This is a genomic window from Nocardia sp. NPDC057668 (assembly GCF_042799795.1).
Lineage (GTDB): Bacteria > Actinomycetota > Actinomycetes > Mycobacteriales > Mycobacteriaceae > Nocardia.
Window position 1 is genome coordinate 2,727,773 of record NZ_JBHVIC010000001.1, and the last position, 23,268, is coordinate 2,751,040.

Annotated in this window: 18 protein-coding genes; 6 read left to right on the plus strand and 12 right to left on the minus strand. The window is 68.9% G+C overall.

Annotated features, from left to right (window positions below):
* Positions 1-86: 86 nt before the first annotated feature.
* From ACFVBH_RS12455 to ACFVBH_RS12470, 4 genes are all read right to left on the minus strand, one after another.
* Positions 87-965 carry a metal-dependent hydrolase gene (locus ACFVBH_RS12455; protein WP_379001413.1) on the minus strand — a complete coding sequence of 293 codons (879 nt, stop codon included), beginning with the start codon at positions 963-965 and terminating at the stop codon, positions 87-89.
* Positions 966-995: 30 nt separating this feature from the next.
* Positions 996-1,856 (minus strand): metal-dependent hydrolase, encoded by an 861-nt coding sequence (locus ACFVBH_RS12460; protein WP_379001415.1) that lies wholly within the window; start codon positions 1,854-1,856, stop codon positions 996-998.
* A gap of 125 nt (positions 1,857-1,981) precedes the next feature.
* A complete protein-coding gene (locus tag ACFVBH_RS12465) occupies positions 1,982-2,518 on the minus strand; it encodes a TetR family transcriptional regulator (RefSeq protein ID WP_379001417.1) in 537 nt (178 codons plus the stop codon).
* 112 nt (positions 2,519-2,630) lie between these two features.
* Positions 2,631-4,379, minus strand: coding sequence for a GMC oxidoreductase (locus tag ACFVBH_RS12470; protein ID WP_379001419.1), 1,749 nt, complete (start codon positions 4,377-4,379; stop codon positions 2,631-2,633).
* Positions 4,380-4,461: 82 nt separating this feature from the next.
* Here ACFVBH_RS12470 and ACFVBH_RS12475 point away from each other — a divergent pair, with 82 nt between their 5' ends.
* The gene (locus ACFVBH_RS12475) at positions 4,462-5,520 is read left to right on the plus strand and encodes an AraC family transcriptional regulator (RefSeq protein ID WP_354984599.1); all 1,059 of its coding nucleotides are present in this window, start codon (positions 4,462-4,464) and stop codon (positions 5,518-5,520) included.
* A 49-nt stretch (positions 5,521-5,569) separates the two neighbouring features.
* On the opposite strand, the gene ACFVBH_RS12480 is transcribed toward ACFVBH_RS12475, so the two are convergent.
* Positions 5,570-6,739 carry a lipase family protein gene (locus ACFVBH_RS12480; RefSeq protein ID WP_379001421.1) on the minus strand — a complete coding sequence of 390 codons (1,170 nt, stop codon included), beginning with the start codon at positions 6,737-6,739 and terminating at the stop codon, positions 5,570-5,572.
* Between the two features lie 364 nt (positions 6,740-7,103).
* Here ACFVBH_RS12480 and ACFVBH_RS12485 point away from each other — a divergent pair, with 364 nt between their 5' ends.
* Positions 7,104-8,528, plus strand: a complete 1,425-nt coding sequence (locus ACFVBH_RS12485; protein ID WP_379001423.1) for an MFS transporter — start codon at positions 7,104-7,106, stop codon at positions 8,526-8,528.
* A gap of 93 nt (positions 8,529-8,621) precedes the next feature.
* Here the strand turns inward: ACFVBH_RS12485 and ACFVBH_RS12490 are convergent, their stop codons facing one another.
* Positions 8,622-9,428 carry an SAM-dependent methyltransferase gene (locus ACFVBH_RS12490; RefSeq protein WP_354984602.1) on the minus strand — a complete coding sequence of 269 codons (807 nt, stop codon included), beginning with the start codon at positions 9,426-9,428 and terminating at the stop codon, positions 8,622-8,624.
* Between the two features lie 131 nt (positions 9,429-9,559).
* Between ACFVBH_RS12490 and ACFVBH_RS12495 the strand changes: the two genes are divergently transcribed.
* Complete coding sequence (locus ACFVBH_RS12495) at positions 9,560-10,912, plus strand: diguanylate cyclase domain-containing protein (protein WP_354984603.1); 1,353 nt, start codon at positions 9,560-9,562, stop codon at positions 10,910-10,912.
* A 13-nt stretch (positions 10,913-10,925) separates the two neighbouring features.
* On the opposite strand, the gene ACFVBH_RS12500 is transcribed toward ACFVBH_RS12495, so the two are convergent.
* From ACFVBH_RS12500 to ACFVBH_RS12510, 3 genes are all read right to left on the minus strand, one after another.
* The gene (locus tag ACFVBH_RS12500; protein WP_379001426.1) at positions 10,926-11,822 is read right to left on the minus strand and encodes a DUF5995 family protein; all 897 of its coding nucleotides are present in this window, start codon (positions 11,820-11,822) and stop codon (positions 10,926-10,928) included.
* Positions 11,823-12,010: 188 nt separating this feature from the next.
* Positions 12,011-13,894: a long-chain-fatty-acid--AMP ligase FadD32 gene (gene fadD32, locus ACFVBH_RS12505; protein WP_379001428.1), complete on the minus strand. Its 1,884-nt coding sequence runs from the start codon at positions 13,892-13,894 to the stop codon at positions 12,011-12,013.
* A 142-nt stretch (positions 13,895-14,036) separates the two neighbouring features.
* Positions 14,037-15,281: a KasA/KasB family beta-ketoacyl-ACP synthase gene (locus tag ACFVBH_RS12510; protein WP_354984605.1), complete on the minus strand. Its 1,245-nt coding sequence runs from the start codon at positions 15,279-15,281 to the stop codon at positions 14,037-14,039.
* A gap of 358 nt (positions 15,282-15,639) precedes the next feature.
* Between ACFVBH_RS12510 and ACFVBH_RS12515 the strand changes: the two genes are divergently transcribed.
* Positions 15,640-16,638 carry an acyl-ACP desaturase gene (locus ACFVBH_RS12515; RefSeq protein WP_354984606.1) on the plus strand — a complete coding sequence of 333 codons (999 nt, stop codon included), beginning with the start codon at positions 15,640-15,642 and terminating at the stop codon, positions 16,636-16,638.
* A gap of 63 nt (positions 16,639-16,701) precedes the next feature.
* Here ACFVBH_RS12515 and ACFVBH_RS12520 read toward each other — a convergent pair whose 3' ends face one another.
* Genes ACFVBH_RS12520 through ACFVBH_RS12530 form a run of 3 tightly spaced genes read right to left on the minus strand, consistent with a single transcriptional unit; the run spans position 16,702 to position 19,853 of the window.
* Complete coding sequence (locus ACFVBH_RS12520) at positions 16,702-17,535, minus strand: DUF72 domain-containing protein (protein WP_379001431.1); 834 nt, start codon at positions 17,533-17,535, stop codon at positions 16,702-16,704.
* A gap of 10 nt (positions 17,536-17,545) precedes the next feature.
* Positions 17,546-19,060 (minus strand): glycerol kinase GlpK, encoded by a 1,515-nt coding sequence (gene glpK / locus ACFVBH_RS12525; protein WP_379001433.1) that lies wholly within the window; start codon positions 19,058-19,060, stop codon positions 17,546-17,548.
* 28 nt (positions 19,061-19,088) lie between these two features.
* The gene (locus tag ACFVBH_RS12530; protein WP_379001435.1) at positions 19,089-19,853 is read right to left on the minus strand and encodes an IclR family transcriptional regulator; all 765 of its coding nucleotides are present in this window, start codon (positions 19,851-19,853) and stop codon (positions 19,089-19,091) included.
* A gap of 150 nt (positions 19,854-20,003) precedes the next feature.
* On the opposite strand from ACFVBH_RS12530, the gene glpK (ACFVBH_RS12535) reads away from it, so the two are divergent.
* Together glpK (ACFVBH_RS12535) and glpD are read left to right on the plus strand one after the other, a co-directional pair.
* The gene (gene glpK, locus ACFVBH_RS12535; protein ID WP_379001437.1) at positions 20,004-21,533 is read left to right on the plus strand and encodes a glycerol kinase GlpK; all 1,530 of its coding nucleotides are present in this window, start codon (positions 20,004-20,006) and stop codon (positions 21,531-21,533) included.
* Between the two features lie 49 nt (positions 21,534-21,582).
* A complete protein-coding gene (glpD, locus tag ACFVBH_RS12540; RefSeq protein WP_354984611.1) occupies positions 21,583-23,262 on the plus strand; it encodes a glycerol-3-phosphate dehydrogenase in 1,680 nt (559 codons plus the stop codon).
* The last annotated feature ends 6 nt before the right edge of the window (positions 23,263-23,268 follow it).

Consider the following 23,268-nt stretch of genomic DNA (forward strand, 5'->3'; position numbering starts at 1 on the left):
CCGGCCCCGATCACGATGACCTCGTGATCGGGGCGGTCCCCGACCGGCGCACCCCTGCCGTCGTTCGTGGTGCTCATGGGCCGTCCTCAGCCGATGCGATCGAGCAGTTCGCCGTCGGCCCCGAACAGGGCGCGCCGCCAGTGTTCGAGCAGTTCGGTGCTGTCGATGTCGTCGGGGTGGAAGCCGGGCCTCATATACGGCCTGATCTCCTTCATGAGGCCCTTGACGATCGGACCGCGATACAGCCGAATCGACTGTCGCGCAACCCTGATCGGCCTCCAGCTGCGCGGATCGCTGAGGATGGAGGCCAGGACGCCGAGCGAGACGACCGGAATGGTGGCGGCGTAGGTGCCCGCCATGAGAACGATGCGCACGGCCTCGGAACCACCGGTGGCGCGGTACACGTCGAAGGCGACCGATTTGTGTTCGAGTTCCTCGAAAGCGTGCCAGTTCAACAGCTTCCAGACCTCCGGATCGCCCGGAATGGACTGGATGGCCTCCTCGCCCAGGACTCGCACCGCCAGCGTCGAGGTGTAGTGCTCGGCAAGCGCGGTGAAGGCCAGGTGCACATGCCGCGGCACCAGGTTCTCGACGGCGATCACCGCGCGCTCGCGCAGCGCGCCCGGCGCGAAGGTGAAAAGGCGCACGATGGGAAAGCCCAGCTCGATGAGCTGGTCGTTCAGTGCCCGGTGCTGCTGCCCGTGCACCGCCTCCTGGCCGATGAACCCTGCCACACGCTTCTTGAGCACGGGGTCGGTGATCTCGCCGGAGAATTTGCGCACCGAGCGGATGAAGGACTCCTCGCCGGGCGGGAAGGCGCCGGACAGTACGGCGATGAGATGGGTGAGCGGAATGTCGTCCCGCACGAAATGGTGCGACATGGGTTCGGGCTGCCCGAACCGGAAACGCATGCGCCGGACCCTGGGGTAGGGGGTGAGGGACGTGGCGTCCTGACCGATCGTCATTGGCCGGTCCTTTCTCGATGGAATGTCTTGCTAGGTGAGGTGATCGACCAGGACGCCCTCGTCGCCGAACAGCTCGTGCTGCCAGTGCTCCAGCAGGGCCTCGGTGTCGATGTCGTCGGGATGGAAGCCGGGTCGCATGTACAGCGCGAGCTCGCCCATGAGGCCGCGGAAGATCGGGCCACGGAACAGCGAATATGCTTCGCGCGCAAGGCGAACCGGCCGGCGGCGGGCGACGGGGTCGCGGGCCAGGGAGACCGCGAGCGCGCCGTAGGTGAGTGGAATGGTGAGGCTGTACAGCACCGCCATCACCGCGATGCGGGTCTGTTCGGTGCCGCCGACAGCGCGAAAGACGTCGAAGGCCACCGACTTGTGCTCGAGTTCCTCGAAAGCGTGCCAGTTCAGCAGATTCCAGAACTCGGGGGAAGCCGGGATGTCCTGGATCTCACGGCTCGAGAGCACACGCTGGGCCAGGACCGCCGTGTAGTGCTCGGCCGCCGCGGTGGCGGCCAGGTGGACCAGCGGGGCCAGGCGTTCCTCGAGGCGGAGCGCGCGCTCGCGGGCGGCCTCGGTGTCGAGCCACCCTATGGGGTAACCCATTTCGACCAGTTTGTCGTTGAGCCTGCGGTGTTCCCGGCCGTGCATGGCCTCCTGCCCGACGAAGCCGGTGACGCGCTTCTTCAGCCGGGGGTCGGTGACCCGGCCGGCCACCCGCCGGACCGAGCGGATGAAGGATTCCTCGCCGGGCGGGAAGCTGCCGGACAGACCCGCGACGAAATGGCTGAACACCATGTCGCCGTCGACGAAGTACCTGTCGTTCGAATCGTGTTGCTCGAAGCGGAATCTGATCCGGCGAGCTTTGGGATAGGTGCCACTGGGAGGCGCACTTGTCATCTCGACCATCCTTGGTGCAACACCGAGTACCTGGTACCGAGTGTTCGATGTCACCCCAGTGTAGAACTGTCCCAGACACTAGACAAGGGTTGTCTGCCCGGGCGCCGATCGCGCCGCCCGCGCGATCAGCTCACGAATCGCTCGACCATGCGGCGCTCGCTGGCGGCGTCCGGCAGCGGCCACGCCAGCAGCGACAGCACCACCCGCACGATCCATTGCGCCGCTTCGTCATCGGGCGCGATGCCGGTGAGCATGGTTGCCATCCGGCCCAACTCGGGCGAGGTGGCGAACACCTCGTCACTGCCACCCGTCCGGTCCGCGAACCAGCGGGCGAGCGCCGGATCGGTGCGCACCGCGGTGACCGAGACCAGGATCGCCTCGACGATGCGCCGCGAACCCTCGTAGCGCTTGACCGTAGCCGCCACCCGCTCGACCACGGCGGTGGCCGAATTGGCCATGACCGCGTCGATGAGCGCGGGCTTGCCGTGGAAGTGGCGGTAGAGCGTTGCCCGCGAGCAGCCGGCCGCCGCGGCCACGTCGTCCATACCCACCTGATCGAAGCCCCGCGCCAGGAACAGCTCACCCGCGACGCGCGCTATGCGCTCACCGGCTATCGACCGGCGCACCCCGCCCGCGAGCCAATCCACGCGCTGCTCGACCACATCGCCTCCTCGGAATAGACGCTCGCTCCGGTCCCATCCTCACCACGGCGACGCGGTTCGTCCAGGGTTTGCGCGGAGTTCCGCGCGACCCTGCGGCGCGGCCCCGCCCGCGCTATGCCCGCGGTTGGAGTTCGCCGTCCGCACCGGCCGGCGCCGGGGTTCCGGGGCCGACCGGGGTGATCGAGAGCCGCAGCGCGGCGGGCGCGGTGGGCGGTACCACCGGCGATCGGGGCGCGATCGGAGCGAGGCGGCGGTACTGCTCGGCGGGAGCCGGGCGGGGATCGGGCTCGTTCCGGTTGGGCCACAGCGAGATCGCGCGTTCGGCCTGGGCGGTGATGGTGAGCGAGGGATTAACCCCCAGGTTGGCCGAAATGGTGGAGCCGTCGATCACGTGCAGGCCCGGATGCCCGTAGAGCCGGTGGTAGGGGTCCACCACGCCGGTTCCGGGCGCGTCCCCGATCGGGCAGCCACCCAGAAAATGGCCGGTCATCGGGATGTTGAAGACGCTGCTGGTGACCGAGGCCGTGGGAAAGCCGTCGATCTTCTCCGCGACCCGGCGGGCCACGTCGTGACCGGCCGGGACCCAGGTGGGATTGGGGGTGCCCTCCCCCTGCCTGGTGGTCATCCGGCGGCCGAACAGTCCGCGCCTGGTGTAGGTGGTGATGGAGTTGTCCGCCGACTGCATGACCAGCAGGCCGATCATCTCCTCGGACCAGCGCCGCAGGGTGTGCATCCGCACCAGATCCTTTCGGCGGCGGGCCAATTCGCGCAGCCAGGCGCCCACGCGCGGCGGATCGCCGCTCACCATGGCGGTGGTCATCAGGGCCAGCGCGTTGCTGCCCTTGCCGTAGCGCACCGGTTCCACGTGGGTGTCGGCGTCGGGATGGATGGAGGAGGTGATGGCCACCCCCTTGGTGAAGTCCGAGTCCCTGTTTCGCGATCGAATCGACAGCAGCTCTTCGGAATTGGTTCGCGACAGATAGCCGAGCCGCGACGAGATCCCGGGCAGTGAGCCGCGATCGCGCAGGCGGTGCAACAGCCGCTGCGTGCCCAGCGAGGCGGCGGCGAAGATGACCTGTTCCGCGCTGAAACTCGTGCGCTGCCTGCGGATCTTGCGACCCGTGCGCACCGTCTCGACGGTGTAGCCGCCACCGGGCAGCGGGCGCACATCGGTGACCGTGGTGAGGGGATGCACCGTGGCCCCGGCCTTTTCGGCCAGGTACAGATAGTTCTTGACCAGGGTGTTCTTGGCATTGTGGCGGCAGCCGGTCATGCACTCGCCGCAGTGGGTGCAGGCGCGGCGATCCGGGCCGACGCCACCGAAGAATGGGTCCGGGACGTCGTCACCGGGGCGGCGGCCGGGACCGCCGAAGAACACCCCCACCGGCGTGCTGCGGAAGGTGTCGCCGATGCCCATGTCGTCGGCGACCTCGCGCAGCACGCGGTCGGTCGCGGTGGTCGCCGGGTTCGTCGTCACCCCCAGCATGCGCTTGGCCTGGTCGTAGTGCGGCGCGAGTTCGGACTTCCAGTCCGTGATGTGCCCCCACTGCGGGTCGGCGTAGAACTTGTCCGGCGGCTCGTAGAGCGTGTTGGCGTACACCAGCGAGCCGCCGCCGACCCCGGCCCCGCTCATGATGAACGTGTCGTTCAGCAGGGTCAGGCGCTGAATCCCGAAGCAGCCCAAGGCCGGAGCCCACAGGAAGCGGCGGGCACGCCAGGACGTCTCGGCGAACTCGTGGTCCGCGAACCTGCGGCCCGCCTCCAGGACGCCGACCCGGTAGCCCTTCTCGGTCAGCCGCAGGGCGCTCACGCTGCCGCCGAAACCCGAGCCGATGACGATGACGTCGTAGTCGAATCGCATGCGCTCAACGCTACGACCTGCACCGATGCGGTCGACAAAGAGCGGTGGCCAAAGAATCCATAGTTTCGGCCATAATCGGGGTATGAGTACCGTCGAAGAGCCGGAAGTCCGGACCTGGAACTTCCCGCGCGGGACGGCCAGCGTCGCGGTCATGGTCGAATTCGCCGCCGAGCACGGGGTCGCGGCCGAGACCATCCTGGCCGGCACCGGCGTCGGCGCGCGCGAACTCACCGACGCGGACGCGCAGATCCCCGCGGAGGCCGAACTGGCGGTGGTGCGCAACCTGACCCGGGAACTCGCGGACGTGCCCGCACTCGGGGTGGAGGTGGGACTGCGGTACCGCATCAGCACCTTCGGCATGTTCGGCTACGCCTGCGTGACCAGTCCGACACTGCGCGAAGCGATTTCGCTGGCGCTGCGGTACTACCGGCTCGGCTTCGCCTTCTGCACCCCGATCGTGGAGACCCGCCCGCGCGAGGTGATCACCTGGATTCACCACGACACCATTCCCGCCGACGTGCAGCGGTTCCTGGTGGAGCGCGACGTCGTGGCCATGCACCGGGTCATGAGCGATCTACTCGGGGCCCGGGTGAACTTCACCAGCGCCGAATTCGCCTATCCGGCAACGGATCAGGATCGTCGACTGAACACGCTGTTCGGTGTTCCGCCGCGCTTCGACCGCCCGCACACCATCTTCGGCATCGATCCGGATCTGCTCGAACAACCGCTCCCCCAGGCCAATCAGCCCACCTGGGCGCTGTGCGTGGCGCAGTGCCGCGATCTGCTGCATCGGCGCAGCGCGCGCACCGGCATCGCCGCCGAGGTGCGCGATCGGCTGCTGCCGGGCGCGGGAGCCACCGGATTCAGCGCCGCGCCCACGCTCGAAGCGGTGGCCCGCGACCTCAACCTCAGCCCGCGCACGCTGCGCAGGCATCTGGTTGCCGCGGGCACCAGCTATCGCGCACTGCTGGACGAGGTCCGCCAGGCGCTGGCCGAGGAGATGCTCACCGCCACACCGCTTTCGGTGGACGACATCGCCATCCGGCTGGGCTACGCGGAGGCGACGCCGTTCATCCACGCGTTCAAGCGCTGGACCGGCACGACACCCGCCGCCTACCGCCGCGCCCACCGCCGGATGTGATCGGCCGGGGCGCACCCGGCATCGGCGGGGCGACGCACCCCCGCGAGTCTCACGCCCCGCGCGGCAGCGCCACCGCTCGCGCGTCCGCGAACCGCTCGGCCAGGAAGCGCATCGCGGGACCCGCGAAAGCGAAGGCCCCGGTGAGGTGTTCACGCTTGTTCATCGACAGCATGGTGACGTCCACCCCGAGCGCGCGCCACGATTCGGCCAGGGCCACGGCCTGCGGGTAGGGGATGATCTGCTCGGCGGTGCCGCCCGCGACCAGGACGGGAGCGGCGGGCGCGAGGGCGCCGAGTTTGTTCTCCAGCAGCCGCGCCCTGACCTCGGGTACCTCGAACGGGGGGCGATAGCAGTAGGTCGACACCTTGGTCGGGATGATCGCGCCCAGGCCGATGCCGGCGACCGCCGCCGGGACCGCGTGCGTGCGACGCAGAATCGCCGCCAGCAGCCGGCCCTGCGGCTTGAGGTGCTGCAGCACATCGAGTTCGGGGTACGCGGCGTCCAGCCCGAGCACGCCGTAGAACAGCAGGAAGGCGTACGGGGTGTCGTCCAGGAACTTGATCATGTCTTCCAGGTCGGCCGGCGCCGAGCCGACCGCGCCCGCCGTCACCTCGAGTTCGGGCGCGTAGGACGGCTGCAACTGCAGCGCCCACCCGGCGGCGCAACCGCCCTCGGAGTATCCGTAGATCCCGAGCGGGCCGTCCGGGGACAGCCCGGCGGCGGGCAGCCGGCGCGCGGCGCGCACCGAGTCCAGTACCGCGGGACCGAGATGACGGCCCATGACGTACGGGTGCGTTCCCGGATTGCCGAGCCCGGGGTAGTCGGTGATGGCCAGGGCCCAGCCGCGGCGCAGCGCGGCGGTGATGAAGAGCGACTCGTATTCGAGTCCGAGCCGGAACTGCCAGGACGCGGCCGACACGGTGTCGGCCAGGCCCTGGGTACCGACGGCGTAGGCGATGAGCGGGCGCTCGCCGGGGCCGCGCCACGGCGCGCGCGGCACCAGCACGGTTCCGGTCACCTCGAGGAGCGCGCCGTCGGCGGCGGTGGAGGTGTAGCCGATACGCCAGGCGCGCGCGGGCAGCCGCAGACCGGGCAGCAGCCGGGCCGTCATCGGCTCCGCGGACAGCAGCCGGCCCGGGCCGAGCCCGCCGTATGCCGCGCCGGAACCCTCGGCACCGACCGCCGCCTCATCGAAGCGGTTGGTGTTCGCAGTCATCATTGCCTGCCCTTCTCGCACAAACACTCTCTATGCAGTTGTCGCACAATCGAATCCGAACGTTAACAACTGTCCGGGACAGCACGGCATGTCGCCACGATACCGAAAAACCGCAGTTCCGACAGGCGATGCGGCCCCGACTCCCACTCGCTGGGACAAATCACAAACATTCACAGGTCAGTTTGTCGGCGACCCAGGGTCCGCGCGCGGGATAGAAGGTCAGTCGACTATTTAATACCCCCTAGGGGTATGAAATGAATCACGGGGCGACCCGCTTCCCGAAGATACCCCCCATGGGTATACATGGACCAGCTGAATCTCCCTGCGGCACACCGACGGTGAGCCGCGCACCGGAAGGAGTGCATCCATGTCCACCCCCACCCAGGCCCCGCCGTCCGCGCGACGGTGGGCCGCCCTGGCCCTGATCGCCCTGGCCCAGTTCATGGTCATCATGGACACCTCGATCATCGGCGTGGCCCTGCCGAAGATGCAGACCGAACTCGGCTTCTCCCAGGAGAATCTGTCCTGGGTCTTCAACGCCTACGTCGTCGTTTTCGGCGGCCTGTTGCTGCTCGGCGGCAAGCTGTCGGACATCCTGGGCGCCCGGCGCGTCTTCCAAACCGGCTGGGCGGTGCTCGGCGCGGGCTCGCTCGTCGCCGGTCTGGCGAGTTCGGCCACCGTCGAACTCCTCGGGCGCGGGGTGCAGGGCGTGGGCGCCGCGCTCATCGCGCCCTCGGCGCTGACGCTGCTCATGATGTTGTTCGGCGGCAATCCCGGCGAGCTCACCAGGGCCTTCGCGATCTACGGCGCGGCCGCACCGGCCGGCGGAACCGCGGGGGTTTTCCTGGGCGGTCTCATCACCGAGTACGCCTCGTGGCCCTGGGTCTTCTACATCAACATCCCGATCGCCCTGCTCGCGCTGCTGGCCGCGCCCGCCCTGCTGCCCGCGGGCGCACTCGCCCCGCACGGCACGGTGGACCTGCTCGGCGCGGCGACCGCCACCCTCGGCCTCGGCGCGGCCGTGTTCGCCATAGTCCGTGCGCCCGAGGCGGGTTGGCTCGCCGGATCCACCTGGGGAGTCCTGGCACTGGCGGCCGCCCTGCTGACCGCGTTCGTGGTGCTGCAGCGCCGCCGGCGCGATCCGCTGATGCCGCTGTCGATCTTCCGTTCCCCGAACCTGGGCGCGGCCAACCTCGCCCAGGTGCTGCTGGGCGCGGCCTGGGTGCCGATGTGGTTCTTCCTGAACCTCTACCTGCAGCAGGTGCTCGGGTACTCGGCCTTCCCGTCCGGCGCCGCGCTGCTGCCGATGACCGCGCTCATCATGGTCGGCATGATCGCGCTGTCCCCGAAGCTGTTCGCGCGCTTCGGCGCTCGGACCATGATCGTGACGGGATTGCTCGTCCTGACCGCAGGACTGCTCTGGCTCTCGTTCGTGCGCCCCGACGGCTCGTTCTGGATCGACGTCCTGCCCGGCTCGCTCATCGCCGCGCTCGGTATGTCCCTGGCCTTCGTACCTTCGCTGCAGACCGCGATCTCGGCCGCGCCGCCGCAGGAGGGCGGGCTGGCCTCGGGCATCGTGAACACCGGTTACCAGATCGGCTCGGCGCTGGGCCTGGCCGCGGTCACCGCCGTCGCCGCGGCGGCGGGCGCGGAACGCCTCGACGACAAGGCGGCGCTCACCGACGGTTTCGCCGCCGCCTTCACCGGCGCGGCCGCGATCGCCGCGCTCGCGGCCCTGGTCGCCGTGGCCAGCTTCCGCCGCACCGCCCGGACGGCGGAGGTGAACGCCTGAGTACTGCACCCGGTTCTCGCCCGTCCACCTCGCGTGGGCGGGCGAAAACCGTAAGGGCCCTTGACGAAATCCCGGTCCGCGCGGACCGCGGCGTCAGTTCTTGTGCGCCAGCGCGCCGTACGCGCCGGAGCTCTCCGGGTGCTCGCCGACATCGGCCGGATCCTCCGGCCGCCACAGCGGCAGATGGACCAGGCCCGGATCGACCAGGGTCCAGTCGTTGAAGTACGCGGCGATCTCGTCGCGGGTGCGCAGGCTGATCTCGGTGTTGGTGCGGCCGGAAAGCTTCTGCGCCTCCAGCACTTCCGCGGGCTGACCGTCGGCGGTGGCGTGGGTGATCGCCAGGTAGCTGCCGGGTGCGCACAGGTCCTGCAGCCGCTCGACCGCACCGGCCGGATCGCCGTCATCGGGCACGAAATGCAGTACGCCCAAGAGCAATACGGCCACCGGCCGATCGAAATCGATGAGTTCGGCGACCAGCGGATCGGACACGATGGTCTCGGGCCGGGCCACGTCGCCGTGGATCACGCCCGCGAGCTTGTTGTCGTACAGGATGGCCTGGCTGTGCGCGACCGCCACCGGGTCGATGTCCACGTAAACCACACGGGCCTGCGGGTTTCGGGCCTGAGCGACCTCGTGCACGTTGCCGACGGTGGGAATGCCCGAGCCCAGATCCAGGAACTGGTCGATGCCCTTGTCCGTGAGGTAGCGGACGCAGCGGCGCAACAGATCTCGGTTCGCGCGCATGGTTTCCGCGACGTTGGGCGTGAACAGCTCTATCTGGCGGGCCAATTCGCGATCGATCTCGAAATTGTGCATTCCGCCGACGAAGTAGTCGTACACGCGCGAGGCGCTGGGGCGATCCAAATCGATGCCCTCGGGAGCCCAACTCGGTCTGGTCATCGTTCCGCTACCCCTCTTCGCACTCGGCACTCGCCGCGCAAACCAATCGTGAAGCGCCGCAATGGTATCCCAAGTCGGGCGACAGGGGCGGGGTTCGCCGGCACCGACCGGTCGGGCTACCATCGTCCCTCATGGCGTCGGATCCCGGGGGTGGGCCGGAGCAGGGTGGCCCGCACGCCGGCTTGGTCGATCAGTGGGTAGCCGCGCTCGACAGCGGAGCCCGCGACCATGTCGTGCCCATGAGCCGGGACGAAGCCGGCGCGTTGCTGACCCGGTTGGCCGAGCGGGTGGACACCGCCGCGCGCGGGGGCGCTTCCGCCCGGCAGGTGGCCGAGCTCGGCGCCGAACTGGCGCGGGCGCACTTCGTCGGGGACGAGGTGCTCGGGCGCACCATCACGGTGCTCGCCGACTGGTTCGAGCAGGACGGGGGCATCGCGCCCGACCGCGCGGCCGCTGTGCTGGGCGCCTTCACCACCGGCTACGTCCGCGCCTTCCGAGCCTGGCTGCTGGCGGAGCAGGAGAGCGTGCGCGTCGCCGAGATCACCGCGCGGATGCGGATGCAGGAACAGTTGCGGGCCAGCGAGGCTCGCTTCCGCGCGGTGTTCGCACAGGCCGGAATCGGCACCGGGCTCTCGGATATGACCGGCCGCATCATCGAGGTGAACGCCGCCTTCGCCACCATGCTCGGCTACACCCCGGCCGAGATGTGCGCGCTCGAGGTCACCGATCTGACCCACCCCGACGACGATCCGGCCATGTGGCCGCTGTACGCCGCGGTGCTGTCCGGCGAGGTCGACAATGTGCAGTTGGAGAAGGCGTATCCGCACCGCGACGGGCGCACGGTGTGGACGAATATCAACGTCTCGCTGATTCGCAGCGAACACGGCGAGCCGCAGTACACGCTCATCCTGGTGGAGGACATCTCCGAGCGCCGGGCGCTACGCGAGCGACTGCACTACCGGGCCCACCACGATCAGCTGACCGGCCTGGCCAATCGCTCCCGCTTCTTCGACGCGCTCACCGCCGCCTTCACCGACCCCGACCGCCGGGTCGGGCTCTGCTACGTCGATCTCGATCACTTCAAATCCGTGAACGACACCTTCGGCCACGCGGTGGGCGACGAATTGCTGGTCGAGGCCGCGAACCGGCTCGACGCCTGCGTCACCGGACCGGGACGGCTGGTGGCACGCATGGGCGGGGACGAATTCGTCATCCTGGTACCGGATTCCAGCGGCGACGTCGACGCGGTGTCGCACGAGGTGCGCCGCGCCTTCACCAGGCCCTTCGAGGTGAACGGGCACCGGCTCACCGTCACCGCCAGCGTGGGCGTGGCCGAGGAGTACGCCGCGCACACCACCGCCGACGATCTGCTGCAGGCCGCGGACTACAGCATGTACTGGGCCAAGTCGGCCGGGCGCGGACCGCGGGCGCACGGGCCGCCCGGACCGCGGTTCCACGGCGCCCGCTCACACCCCGAGCCCTGAGCCGGGGGCCGGATCAGAGCGCGTGAATCTGCGCCAGCACCCCGAAGGCCACGTCCGCGGCGTCGGACAGCGCGCGGATCTCCACCGCGGCGGGCTCGCGCAGGGCCGGATCCCGCAGGGCCAGGCCGTTTCCGAAGATCACCACGTTCGCACTCAGGTCGGCGGCGATCAAGAGCTGCTTCGTGGCCACGCCCTTGCCCACCAGCAGGTCCAGGCCCTCGCCGACGAAATAGAACCGCCACAGCGGGCCCAGGTCCGCGCCGTAGACCGCCTTGGTCCGGTCCACGATCACGTCGCCCGCGGCGGCGATGCTCGCGACGATCTCGAAATAGTCCGGCGCGTCGTCGATCTCGGTGTTCACCGCGGCGACCGAATAGGCCAGATCCACCGCCAGGTGCGCGTTGTAGCCCGCCATGGCCACCTGTGCGCCGGACATCTCGCAGCGCGTGGCCTGCGCGAAGTAGCGCGCCCAGTGCCATTCCACCGGGCCGCCGGTGAATTCGCCGTGCAGATTGTCCAGGTAGCGGCCGAGCAACTCCAGGCTGATGGCGTGCGCGTAGTCGCGGTCCCGGAACGCGGCCGGATCGCGCTGCAGCGGCATGACCGCCGCCTGCTCGACCCCGTCCAGCCCGATGCCGAAGAGCCCGCGCCGATCCCCGTGCGCACTGAGAATCTCGGTGATCTCGTGATGGTTCGCGACCGCGGTCTCGAGCCGGGTCAGCGCGTCGCCGGACAGTGCGGCGGTGTCCGAGAGCGCGGCGACGCGATCGAGTTCGGCCTCGGACAGCGGGGTGCCGCAGACCGCGGCGGCCACGGCGGGGCTCGGCCGCGCACTCGCGGGTTGCGCCACACCGGTGACGGTCAGGGCGGTCGTGACCAGCAGGAGCCCGATTCGGGCGGAAGTCCACACGGCCGAAAAGTGTACGGACCGGCTCGGAAATCACCAGTTCGCGCGCCGGGGAGACACCGGATCGACTCGCGTCGCCGGTCGGGTCGAGCCGCGCCCGGCGTGCGCCTGATCCGGCGCGGACGGGCCAACCCCGGCGCCGGATCGCATCGCCGATCGCGCGCAAGTGCGACCGGCGATGCGGGGCAATACTATTCGGCTTCGTCCGGGAACGCCTGCTGACGGTGGCCGCCGCGCAGGGTGCCCTCGACATAGGCGGCCTTGCAGGCCCGGCGGGCGATCTTCCCGCTGGAGGTGCGCGGGATCGACCCGGCGGGGACCAGCAGCAGATCCCGCACCGCGACGCCGTGCCGCTTGGCGATGGCCGTGCGCACCGACTCGGCGATGGGCTCGGGATCGAGTTTGGCCGCGCCCGTGCCCCGTTCGGCCACTATCACCAGTTGCTCGGCGGTGTTGCCGGGATCGGGCGCCGTGCCGGCGCCCTCGGTTTCCGCCGGAATCTGGTTGGCCGAGACCGAGAACGCGGCGACGAAGCCGGGTCGCAGCGCGGTGCTGGACTCCTGCGCCGAGTACTCGAGGTCCTGCGGATAGTGATTGCGGCCGTCCACGATCACCAGATCCTTGACGCGGCCGGTGATGTAGAGCTCGCCGTCCAGATAGGCGCCGAAGTCACCGGTGCGCATCCACATGGCGTCGGCGTCCGCGCCCTCGGCGTGACTGCCCCGCGGCTGCCGCGTCACGAGCAGATTCTGGAAGGTGGCCACCGTCTCCTCGGGACGTCCCCAGTAGCCGATGCCCATGTTCTTGCCGTGCAGCCAGATCTCGCCGACCTGCCCCTCGGGCTTCTCCGCGGCGGTGTCCGGATCGACGATCACCGCCCACTGCGACAGCGCGACGTATCCGCAGGACACCTGTGCCACAGCGTCTTCCGCGTCGGCGGCGACCTCGGTCATGCGCCCGGCGTTGAGCTCGGTGCGATCGACGTAGACCGTGCGGGCCTGGTCCTCGCGGCGGGTGGCCGAGACGAACAGGGTCGCCTCCGCCATGCCGTAGCAGGGCTTCATCGCGGTCTTGGGCAGCCCGTACGGTTCGAAGGCGTCGTTGAACTTCTTCATCGAGGTCACCGAGACCGGTTCGCTGCCGTTGATCAGGCCGATCACATTGGACAGGTCGAGTTCCTCGCCCGGTTTCGGCAGACCGCGGGCGGCGGCGTGCTCGAAGGCGAAATTCGGTGCGGCGGCGAAGATCTCGGCGCCGTCCTCCTGCGCGGCCAGTTCCTTGATCCAGCGGTACGGCCGGCGCACGAAGGCGCTCGGCGACATGATGGTGATGAACTTGCCGCCGATGGTCGGCAGGATGACCGTCAGCAGGCCCATGTCGTGGAACAGCGGCAGCCAGGTGACCCCGCGCGCCTTCTCGGTGATGCCGACGGTGGTGATCACCTGCAGCAGATTGGTGCCGACGGCCCGGTGCGTGATCTCCACGCCCGCGGGCGAGCGGGTGGAACCGGAGGTGTACTGCAGGTAGGCCACGTTGTCGATATTGATGTCCGGGCGCACCCAGGCCGAGCCCACGCTGTCCGGAATCGCTTCCACCGCAATGATGCGCGGCCGTTTGGGCGCGGGCAGATCGCGGAACAGCTCACGCACGCCGGCGGCGGACGAGCCGACGGTCAGGATGGCGGCGGGCTTGCAGTCCTCGAGCACGGCGTGCAGTCGGTCCGAGTGCCCCTGCTCATCCGGATCGAACAGCGGCACGGCGATACAGCCCGCGTAAACCGCCGCGTACATGGCGACGATGTAGTCGAGCCCCTGCGGCGCCAGGATGGCCACGCGGTCGCCCGGCTGGGTGACCTGCTGCAGGCGCGCGGCCACCGCCCGGAGCCGGACGCCGAACTGGTTCCAGGTCAATTCGAGGTACTCGCCGTCACGTTCACGTGAGTAGTCGACATAGCGGTAGGCGAGCTCGTCCCCCTGTGCGGCGTGCTTATCGACCAGGTCGATCATCGTCAGGTTGCTGGGGATCTTGATATTGCCGCGCTCGTCCAGATAGTCATCGAAGGTCTCGCCGATCATTCCCTATCCTTTTTCAACTCACAGCTATGACTGTGCAGTGACACCGAACAAGAATCGACACCGAAGCCCGAGAAGTAGCTGGGGCTGGGGAAGACTAGCAGGTGCCCATGATCCACGTCACTCTGTACCGGGCGAAGTGCATTCAGTAGCGGCCGAAGGCGAGAGCCACATTGTGACCGCCGAATCCGAACGAGTTGTTGAGCGCGTACTCGTAGGTGCCGGGGCGCGCCGCGCCCGCCACCACGTCAAGGTCGATTTCAGGGTCCAGATTGTCCAAATTCAGCGTGGGCGGGATGATTCCGTCGCGCACGCTCAGGACGGTCAGCACCGATTCGAGCGCACCGACGGCCCCGATGGAATGACCGAGCGCGGACTTGGGCGCGTACACCGCCGCGTGGTTGCCGACCGCTTGCAGGATCGCGTTCGCTTCCGCGGTGTCACCGATCGGCGTGGCGGTGGCGTGCGCATTGATATGGGACACATCGGCTTTGGAAATGCCCGCGTGCTCCATGGCGCGCATCATGGCGCGCGCCGCGCCGGTGCCCTCGGGATCGGGCGCCACCAGGTGGAAGCCGTCGGAGGTGATGCCCGCGCCCATGAGCCGGGCGTGGATCCTGGCCCCGCGCGCCCGCGCGTGCTCCTCGGTCTCGAGCACCATGAGCGCGCCGGCCTCGCCGAAGACGAATCCGTCGCGATCGCGGTCGAAGGGCCGAGATGCCGCCTTGGGGTCGTGATTTCGAGTGCTCATGGCCCGCATCATCGAGAAACCCGCGATGGGCAGCGCCTGAATCGAGCCCTCCACGCCGCCGGTGATCATCACGTCGGCATCGCCCATGACGATCCGCTGCCAGGCATTGGCGATCGCCTCCGAACCGGACGAACAAGCCGAAACCGGCGTTGTCACACCGGCCCTCGCGCCCAGCTCGACACTGACGACCGCGGCCGGGCCGTTGGGCATGATGCCCTGCACGGTCAGCGGCGAGACCTTGCGGTAGCCACCGCTGGAGAGCTTGTCGCGGGCGGTGATGAGCATTTCCGCACCGCCGAGCCCGGTGCCGATCGCGACGCCGAGGCGGTCGCCGTCCACCTCGGGATTGCCGGCGTTGCGCCATACCTCGCGGCCCAGCACCAGGGCCATCTGCTCGACGTAGGAGTTGCGCCGGCATTCCTCGCGGCTCAGCACCGCTTCCGGGCCCACCTTGAGGTGACCGCCGATGCGAACCGGCAGGCCGAAGTCGTCGAGGAAGCTGTCCTCGAGAACGTCGATTCCGCTCTCGCCGTTGAGCAAACCCTTCCAGGTCGAGTCGATGTCGCCCGCGATGGAGGTGGTCGCGGCCACCGAAGTCACCACGACGCTGGGGAATTTGGTCCGTTTGGGTGTCTGCATGAGTCGTTCACTCTCCGTAGCAATGCTCCGGCGAACCAAGATTCGATCCGCGTGGACTTGTCTGGACTTGGCCGTGCTTGTCAAGGACTGGTAAGCAGCTAGCGAGTGCACCCGGCCGTGAACACATCGGCGGGGGATGAAGCCAATCTCCGGCGAACTGGGCTAGATTATCCGAGGCGAAGCCGACCAGTCCCCTCACGCGACACGCGGGCACCCCCGGGACACTTCCCCGCGGCCCTTTCGCCACGGCGGCAAACGTCGTATCCGAAGCGTATTCCACCGTCATCCATCGGCTGACAGGTATTGAGCTACACCATCATTCCCTAGCGCCGAAATATTTCGAGGGAGGCACACGACCGTGGCCCGGAATCTGACGCAGCTCGAGTTGCTCATCGAGCTGGAGCCGATAGCCGAACAGAATGTGAACAGGCATCTATCCATGGCCAAGGACTGGCATCCGCACGACTACGTGCCGTGGGATCAGGGTCGCAACTTCTCAGCAATGGGAGGCCACGATTGGGATCCTGAGCAGTCGGTTCTCAGCGAAGTCGCCAAGGCCGCGATGATCACCAATCTTCTCACCGAGGACAATCTGCCCAGCTACCACCGGGAGATCGCGGAGAACTTCTCCCAGGACGGGCCGTGGGGCACCTGGGTGGGCCGCTGGACGGCCGAGGAGAACCGGCACGGCATCGTGCTGCGCGACTACCTGGTGGTCACCCGCGGCGTGGATCCCGAGGCGCTGGAGCACGCGCGCATGGCCCACATGACCAACGGATACAACCCGACCAGTCTGGTTCAGAAACGCGTCGGCACCAACGCCATTCAGGTCGCTGCCGGATTCATGTACTCCGTCGCCTATGTCACTTTTCAGGAATTGGCGACGCGCGTGTCGCATCGCAATACCGGCAAAGTCTGCAATGACCCCATAGCGGACAAAATGTTGCAGCGCATCGCCGCCGACGAGAACCTGCACATGATCTTCTACCGCAACATGTGCGGCGCGGCCCTGGACGTCTCCCCCGACCAGGCCATGCAGGCCATCGTCCACGTCATCACCGAGTTCCAGATGCCCGGCGCGGGCATGCCGAACTTCCGGCGCAACGGCGTGCTCATGGCCAAGCACGGCATCTACGACCTGCGCCAGCACCTGGAAGAGGTCATCCAGCCGGTGCTCAAGAAGTGGAACATCTGGGAGCGCACCGACTTCGGGCCGCGCGGTGACGAATTGCGCAACGAGCTCGGGGAATTCATCGAGAAGCTCGGCCGCGATGTACTCCGGTTCGAGGAACAGCGTGATCGCTCGCTGGCTCGCGAAGCACAACGGCGGGAACGGGATTCGCTGCTCATCGGGTGAGTGCGCCGCAGGGCCGCAGCGGCGCCGGAACCTGTCCGGCGCCGCGATCCCGGAGCGGGATCGTCAGAACAGGGTCATGGGATCGGTGGGGATGGGGGTCGGCAGCGGCTCCAGTTCGGGCACCAGCGCCCGCACCTCGTCGTGGAACTTGCGCGAGAGCGCGCGGGATCCGGCGTTGTCGGGCGTGTGGATGAACACCGTCGGCGAGCGGCCCTCGCGCAACCAGGCCACCGTCTGTTCGACCCAGGGCTGCCAGCCCGCGACGGTCGCCGCCGGATCGTCCCGCCCGTGATAGCGCACGATCGGGAACTCGGTCAGCGCCCGGGTCCGCACCGGCAGCCGCGGCTTCTTGGACTGCGCCTCGTGCTCGGCGGCGCTGCGCGCCGGGCTCGCGAACAGCGTCGCGGTGTCGAACGGAATCCACTCCGCGCCCGCGAATTCCAGTACCGACTCCAGTTGCGCGATGGCCCGGTGATTGTCGAAGAACGCGGGATGGCGCACCTCGACCGCCACCCGGTAGTGCGGGGGCAGTCCCTCCAGCAGCGTGGCCAGCGCACGCAGATCGGTGAACGACCCCGGCAGCTGGACCCAGAGCGCGTGCAGGCGGCGGCCGAGCGGTTCCACCGCCTCCAGGAAGGCGTTCATGTCGTCGTCGATGCCCGCCAGCCTTCGATCGTGAGTAACGGTGCGGGGCAACTTCATCACGAACCGGAAGTCCGGATCCGTTTGGCGCGACCAGGATTCCACGGTGCGACGCTGCGGGGTGGCGTAGAACGTCGTATTCCCTTCCACCGCATTGCACCAGGAGGAGTAGGTACGCAGTTTCTCCGCCGGGGGAAGAGGTTTCTCCTGCCATTCCGGATGAGTCCACATCGCGCATCCCACGTACAACCGCATAGCTTTCACGTTAGGTCAAGGGCTTCTCCAGGCGCAGCCATCCGAAGGTAAGCTGCACCGCCCGCTGCCAGTTGTCGTACTCCGCGGCCCGCAGCCGCGGATCCATGCGCGGCATCCACTGCGCCGCGACGCGCCAGTTGTGGCGCAGGCCTTCCAAATCCGGCCAGTACCCGACCGCCAGCCCCGCCGCGTACGCCGCGCCGAGCGAGACGGTCTCGGCGACGATGGGCCGCATGACCGGGATGTCGAGCGCGTCGGCCACGATCTGCATGAGCAGATTGTCCGAGGTCATGCCGCCCGCCACCCGCAGCGCCGCGGCGTGCAGTCCCGAGTCGGCGTTCATGGCCTCGACGACGTCGCGGGTCTGCCAGGCGGTGGCCTCGAGCACCGCGCGCGCGATGTGCCCCCGGTTGACGTACGAGGTGAGCCCGATGAGCAGGCCGCGGGCGTCGCTGCGCCAGTGCGGCGCGTAGAGGCCGGAGAAGGCGGGCACCAGATAGCAGCCGCCGTTGTCTTCGACCGTGCCCGCGAGGGTTTCGATCTCGGGGGCGCTGGCGATCAGCCCGATGTTGTCGCGCAGCCACTGCACCAGGGAGCCGGTGACCGCGATCGGGCCCTCCAGTGCGTACACCGGCTCCGGCCCCACCTGATAGCCGATGGTGGTGAGCAGGCCGTGCTGGGATCGAATCAGCTCGCGCCCGGTGTTCATCAGCAGGAAACCACCGGTGCCGTAGGTGCATTCGGTCTCCCCGGGCGCGAAACAGGTCTGCCCGAACAGCGCGGCGTGCTGATCGCCGAGGGCGGCCGCGATCCGCACGCCCGGGGCCACCCGCCGGGCCACGCCGAACTCCCCGGTGGAGGGTTCGATGCGCGGCAGCACGGCCCGCGGAATATCGAAGAAACGCAGCAGTTCCGCGTCCCAGTCCAGGGTTTCGAGGTTCATCAGCAGGGTGCGACCGGCATTGGTGACGTCGGTGACATGCACGCCGTGATCCGCGCCGCCGGTGAGATTCCAGATGAGCCAGGTCTCCATGGTGCCGAAGAGCACCTCGCCGGCCTCGGCGCGACCCCGCAGCCCGGGAACGTTGTCCAGCAGCCAGCGCAGTCGCGGCGCCGCGAAGTAGGTCGCCAGCGGCAGGCCGCACAGCTCCCGGATGCGCTCGGCGCCGGGCGTTTCCCGCAGCTCACGCACCAGTTCCTCGGTGCGCACGTCCTGCCAGACGATGGCCCGGCCGATGGGCGTGCCGGTGCGGCGATCCCACACCACGGTGGTCTCGCGCTGATTGGCGATGCCGATCGCCGCCACCTGGTCCACCGCGATGCCCGAATCGCGCAGCGCGGCGGGAACAACCCGCTCCACGTTCCGCCAGATCTCCAGCGCGTCCTGCTCCACCCAGCCGGGTTTGGGGTAGTGCTGGCGCTGCTCCCGCTGGGCCACCCCGGCCAGGCGCGCCCGCTGATCGAACAGGATGCACCGGGTCGAGGTGGTGCCCTGGTCGATCGCCAGCACGTACCGCTGCGTCATGCGCGTTCACTCCCGTCGAATGGGAAATTCACTGTGCACCACCAAGATCGCGCGAAACCGCGTGCGCCGCATCCCGGACACGGTCCAACAGCGCGGGGCGGAATCGGAGGTTCGCGTCACAGAGTCGATCGATCGCGCCGGAGATGCCGAGCGCGCCGACCACGAGGCCGCCTCGGCCCCGGATCGGCGCGGCCAGACCCGCTTCCCCCGAACGGAATTCGCCGACGTCCCCGGCCCAGCCGGTGCGCCGGACCTCGGTCAGGGCCCGGCCCAGTTCCGCGGGCGCGATGATCGTGCGATGGGTGAGCGCGGGCAGGTCGCCCGCGCGCACCGCCGCGGCGAACTCGGAATCGTAGGCCAGCAGCACCTTTCCCAGCGCGGTGGCGTACGGCGGCAGCACCTGTCCCACCTCGAGCGCCTGCGCGGTGTTGTCCGGCCGGAAGACGTGGTGCACCACCGTGACCGCGCCGTGCACCGGCGCGGCGATGCGCACCGACTCCCCCGTCCGGGCGGCCAGCGCGTCCGCCCGATTGATGGCCCGTGAGCGCAGCTCGTTGACATCGATGTACGGCGAGCCGAGCGCGGTCAGCCCGGTTCCCAGCTGATACTTGCCGCTGACGGGATCCTGATCGACGAAGCCCACCCCCTGCAGCGTGCGCAGAATGCCGTGCGCGGTGGGCTTGGCAAGCCCCAGGGCCGCGGCTATCTCGCCCACGCCCAGGCGACCGGATCCCCGCGCGAGCAGGCGCAACACGGCCGCCGCACGTTCGATCGACTGAATCGGACCCGGCATGTCCGTAACCTACCAGCAAACCATTCAGCATTGTCGAACGGAGACCCTGTCGGTGCGGGCCACACCTTCGTAGCGTGGACGTAGAGCTCGGCCGCGACCAGCTCACCAGGGCAAACGGACTCAACGACGAGTCTCCGGAAAGGGACCGCGATGACGCAGTACGTCGGAGCCATCGACCAGGGCACGACCTCCACGCGATTCATGGTGTTCGACCACGGCGGGAACGTGGTTGCCCGGCATCAGCTCGAACACGAGCAGATACTGCCGCAGGCCGGCTGGGTGGAACACAACCCCGCCGAAATCTGGGAGCGCAGCCGCACCGTCATCAAGACCGCGCTCGCCGCCGCCGATCTCACCGCCGAGGATCTGGCCGCGGTCGGCGTCACCAATCAGCGCGAGACCACCCTGGTCTGGGACCGCCGCACCGGCCGCCCGTACTACAACGCCATCGTCTGGCAGGACACCCGCACCGACCGCATCATCGCCGAGGTGAACCGGGCCGGGCACGGTGACACCATCCGGCAGTGCTCGGGTCTGCCGCCGGCGCCGTACTTCTCGGGCGGCAAGCTGAAGTGGATCCTGGACAACGTTCCGGGTGCGCGCGCCGCGGCCGAGCGCGGCGACGCCCTCTTCGGCACCCCCGATTCCTGGCTCATCTGGAACCTCACCGGCGGCGCGCGTGGCGGCGAACACGTCACCGATGTCACCAACGCCTCGCGCACCATGCTCATGAACCTCGAAACCCTGGACTGGGACGAAGAACTGCTCGAGATCTTCGGCGTGCCGCGCGCCATGCTGCCGCGCATCTCGCCGTCGGCGAATCCCGAGGGTTTCGGCCGCACCAACCCGGACGGGCCGTTCAAGGGCTCGGTGCTCGTCGCCGGTGTGCTCGGCGATCAGCAGGCCGCCACCGTCGGGCAGGTGTGCTTCCGGCCCGGCGAAGCCAAGAACACCTACGGCACCGGGAATTTCCTGATGCTCAACACCGGTACGGATATCGTGCACTCGCAGCACGGCCTGCTCACCACCGTCGCCTACCAGTTCGGCGACGACAAGCCGGTGTACGCGCTGGAGGGCTCGATCGCGGTCACCGGGTCCGCGGTGCAGTGGCTGCGCGATCAGCTCGGCGTCATTTCCGGTGCGTCCCAGGTGGAATCGCTCGCCGGGTCGGTCCAGGACACCGGCGGGGTGTACTTCGTGCCCGCCTTCTCCGGGCTCTTCGCACCGTACTGGCGGCCCGACGCCCGCGGCGCGATCGTCGGGCTGTCGCGCTTCAGCAACAACGCCCACTTGGCCAGGGCCACACTGGAATCCATCTGCTACCAGACCCGCGACGTGGTCGAGGCCATGCAGCGTGATTCGGGCGTGCGGCTGGCCACGCTGCGGGTCGACGGCGGCGTGACCGCCAACGAACTCGCCATGCAGATTCAGGCCGACTTCCTCGGCGTGCCGGTCTCGCGGCCGCAGGTTCCCGAGACCACCGCGCTGGGCGCGGCGTACGCGGCGGGGCTGGCGGTCGGCTTCTGGAACAACACCGACGAACTCGTCGCCAACTGGCACGAGGACCGGCGCTGGGAGCCCACCTGGTCGACCGAGCGCCGCGAACGCGGCTACGCCCGGTGGCTCAAAGCTGTTTCGCGAACCCTGGACTGGGTCGATATAGACGACGACCAGGACTGAATCCCCCATACCTTCGATCACCGCTCAACCGATAACAAGGAGCAATTTCGTGTCCGCACAACTGGATCCCGCCTACCGCGCCCGGGCCATCGATGCGCTCGGCGACACCGAGATCGACGTCCTGGTCATCGGCGGCGGTGTCACCGGAGCCGGCGCAGCCCTGGACGCGGCCGCGCGCGGCCTGTCCGTCACCCTGGTCGAGGCCCGCGATTTCGCCGCGGGGACCTCGAGCCGGTCCTCCAAACTCATTCACGGCGGGCTGCGCTACCTCGAACAGCTCGACTTCGCGCTGGTCCGTGAGGCTTTGAAGGAACGCGGGCTGCTGCTGAGCAAGCTCGCGCCGCACCTGGTGCGCCCGGTGTCCTTCCTGTTCCCGCTGCAGCACCGGGTCTGGGAACGCGCGTACATCGGTGCCGGCGTGGCGCTGTACGACACCCTCGGCGGCGCGCGCTCGGTGCCCATGCACAAGCACCTGACCCGCACCGGCGCACTGGAATTGGCGCCCGCTCTCAGGGACGACGCCATGACCGGCGCCATCCGCTACTACGACGCGCAGGTCGACGACGCCAGGCACACCATGATGCTGGCCCGCACCGCCGCCGAGCACGGTGCGACCGTGCTCACCCGCACCAAGGTCACCGGCCTGCTGCGCGACGGCGAGCGCATCGTGGGCGCGACGGTCACCGATCTGGAAACCGGTGCGGCGCATACCATCCGGGCCCGGACCGTGATCAGCGCCACCGGGGTGTGGACCGATGACATGATCCAGCTGACCGGCGTGGAGTTCCCGTTCCACGTGCGGATGTCCAAGGGCGTGCACATCATGGTGCCGCGCGAGCGGCTGAACATGGACACCGGCCTGATCATGCGCACCGAGAAGTCCGTGCTGTTCGTGATCCCGTGGGCCGAGCACTGGATCATCGGCACCACCGACACCGAATGGTCGCTGGACAAGAATCATCCGACCGCCAGCGCCGCCGACGTGCAGTACATCCTGGACCACATCAATTCGCTGCTGCGCGAACCGCTCACGCGCGCGGACATCGTCGGCACCTACGCGGGTCTGCGCCCGCTCATGACCGGCGCGTCCAAGGAGACCTCGAAGCTCTCGCGCGAGCACGCGGTCGCCGAACCCGCCCCGGGCCTGTTCGTCATCGCGGGCGGCAAGTACACCACCTACCGGGTGATGGCCTCGGACGTGGTCGACGCCGCCGCCGCGCGACTGGGCGGCGACGTCGCGCCGTCGAGCACCGACAACGTGCCCGTCCTGGGCGCGGTGGGCTACCGCGAGATGCTGGACGACGCGCAAGGCGTGGCCGCCCGCACCGGGCTGCCGGTCGAGACCGTGCACCACCTGCTCGGCCGCTACGGCTCGCTGAGCGAGGGCATCTTCGAGCTGATCGCCGCCGATCCCGCACTGGCGCAGCCGATTCCGGGAGCCGACGACTACATCGCCGCCGAGGCCGTCTACGCCGTCACCCACGAGGGCGCCCTGCACCTGGACGACATCCTCACCCGCCGCACCCGCATCTCGATCGAGGTGCCGGACCGCGGCCTGAAGGCCGCCCCGGAGATCGCCGCCCTGATCGCCCCGCACCTGGGCTGGGACGGCGAGCGCGGCAACACCGAGATCAATCGCTACTACGACCGCGTACACGCCGAGCTCGCCGCCAACGAGGCGATCGACGACGAGGCGGCCAACGCGGCCCGCCTGATCGCCACGGCCTGAGCGTCG

What these genes read in the sequence shown, in the direction of transcription:
- ACFVBH_RS12455 (WP_379001413.1), bottom strand. Translation starts at nt 965, where the DNA reads ATGACGATCGGTCAGGACGCCACGTCCCTCACCCCCTACCCCAGGGTC.
- ACFVBH_RS12460 (WP_379001415.1), bottom strand. Translation starts at nt 1,856, where the DNA reads ATGACAAGTGCGCCTCCCAGTGGCACCTATCCCAAAGCTCGCCGGATC.
- ACFVBH_RS12470 (WP_379001419.1), bottom strand. Translation starts at nt 4,379, where the DNA reads ATGCGATTCGACTACGACGTCATCGTCATCGGCTCGGGTTTCGGCGGC.
- ACFVBH_RS12475 (WP_354984599.1), top strand. Translation starts at nt 4,462, where the DNA reads ATGAGTACCGTCGAAGAGCCGGAAGTCCGGACCTGGAACTTCCCGCGC.
- ACFVBH_RS12480 (WP_379001421.1), bottom strand. Translation starts at nt 6,739, where the DNA reads ATGATGACTGCGAACACCAACCGCTTCGATGAGGCGGCGGTCGGTGCC.
- ACFVBH_RS12485 (WP_379001423.1), top strand. Translation starts at nt 7,104, where the DNA reads ATGTCCACCCCCACCCAGGCCCCGCCGTCCGCGCGACGGTGGGCCGCC.
- ACFVBH_RS12490 (WP_354984602.1), bottom strand. Translation starts at nt 9,428, where the DNA reads ATGACCAGACCGAGTTGGGCTCCCGAGGGCATCGATTTGGATCGCCCC.
- ACFVBH_RS12495 (WP_354984603.1), top strand. Translation starts at nt 9,560, where the DNA reads ATGGCGTCGGATCCCGGGGGTGGGCCGGAGCAGGGTGGCCCGCACGCC.
- fadD32 (WP_379001428.1), bottom strand. Translation starts at nt 13,894, where the DNA reads ATGATCGGCGAGACCTTCGATGACTATCTGGACGAGCGCGGCAATATC.
- ACFVBH_RS12510 (WP_354984605.1), bottom strand. Translation starts at nt 15,281, where the DNA reads ATGCAGACACCCAAACGGACCAAATTCCCCAGCGTCGTGGTGACTTCG.
- ACFVBH_RS12520 (WP_379001431.1), bottom strand. Translation starts at nt 17,535, where the DNA reads ATGCGGTTGTACGTGGGATGCGCGATGTGGACTCATCCGGAATGGCAG.
- glpK (WP_379001433.1), bottom strand. Translation starts at nt 19,060, where the DNA reads ATGACGCAGCGGTACGTGCTGGCGATCGACCAGGGCACCACCTCGACC.
- ACFVBH_RS12530 (WP_379001435.1), bottom strand. Translation starts at nt 19,853, where the DNA reads ATGCCGGGTCCGATTCAGTCGATCGAACGTGCGGCGGCCGTGTTGCGC.
- glpK (WP_379001437.1), top strand. Translation starts at nt 20,004, where the DNA reads ATGACGCAGTACGTCGGAGCCATCGACCAGGGCACGACCTCCACGCGA.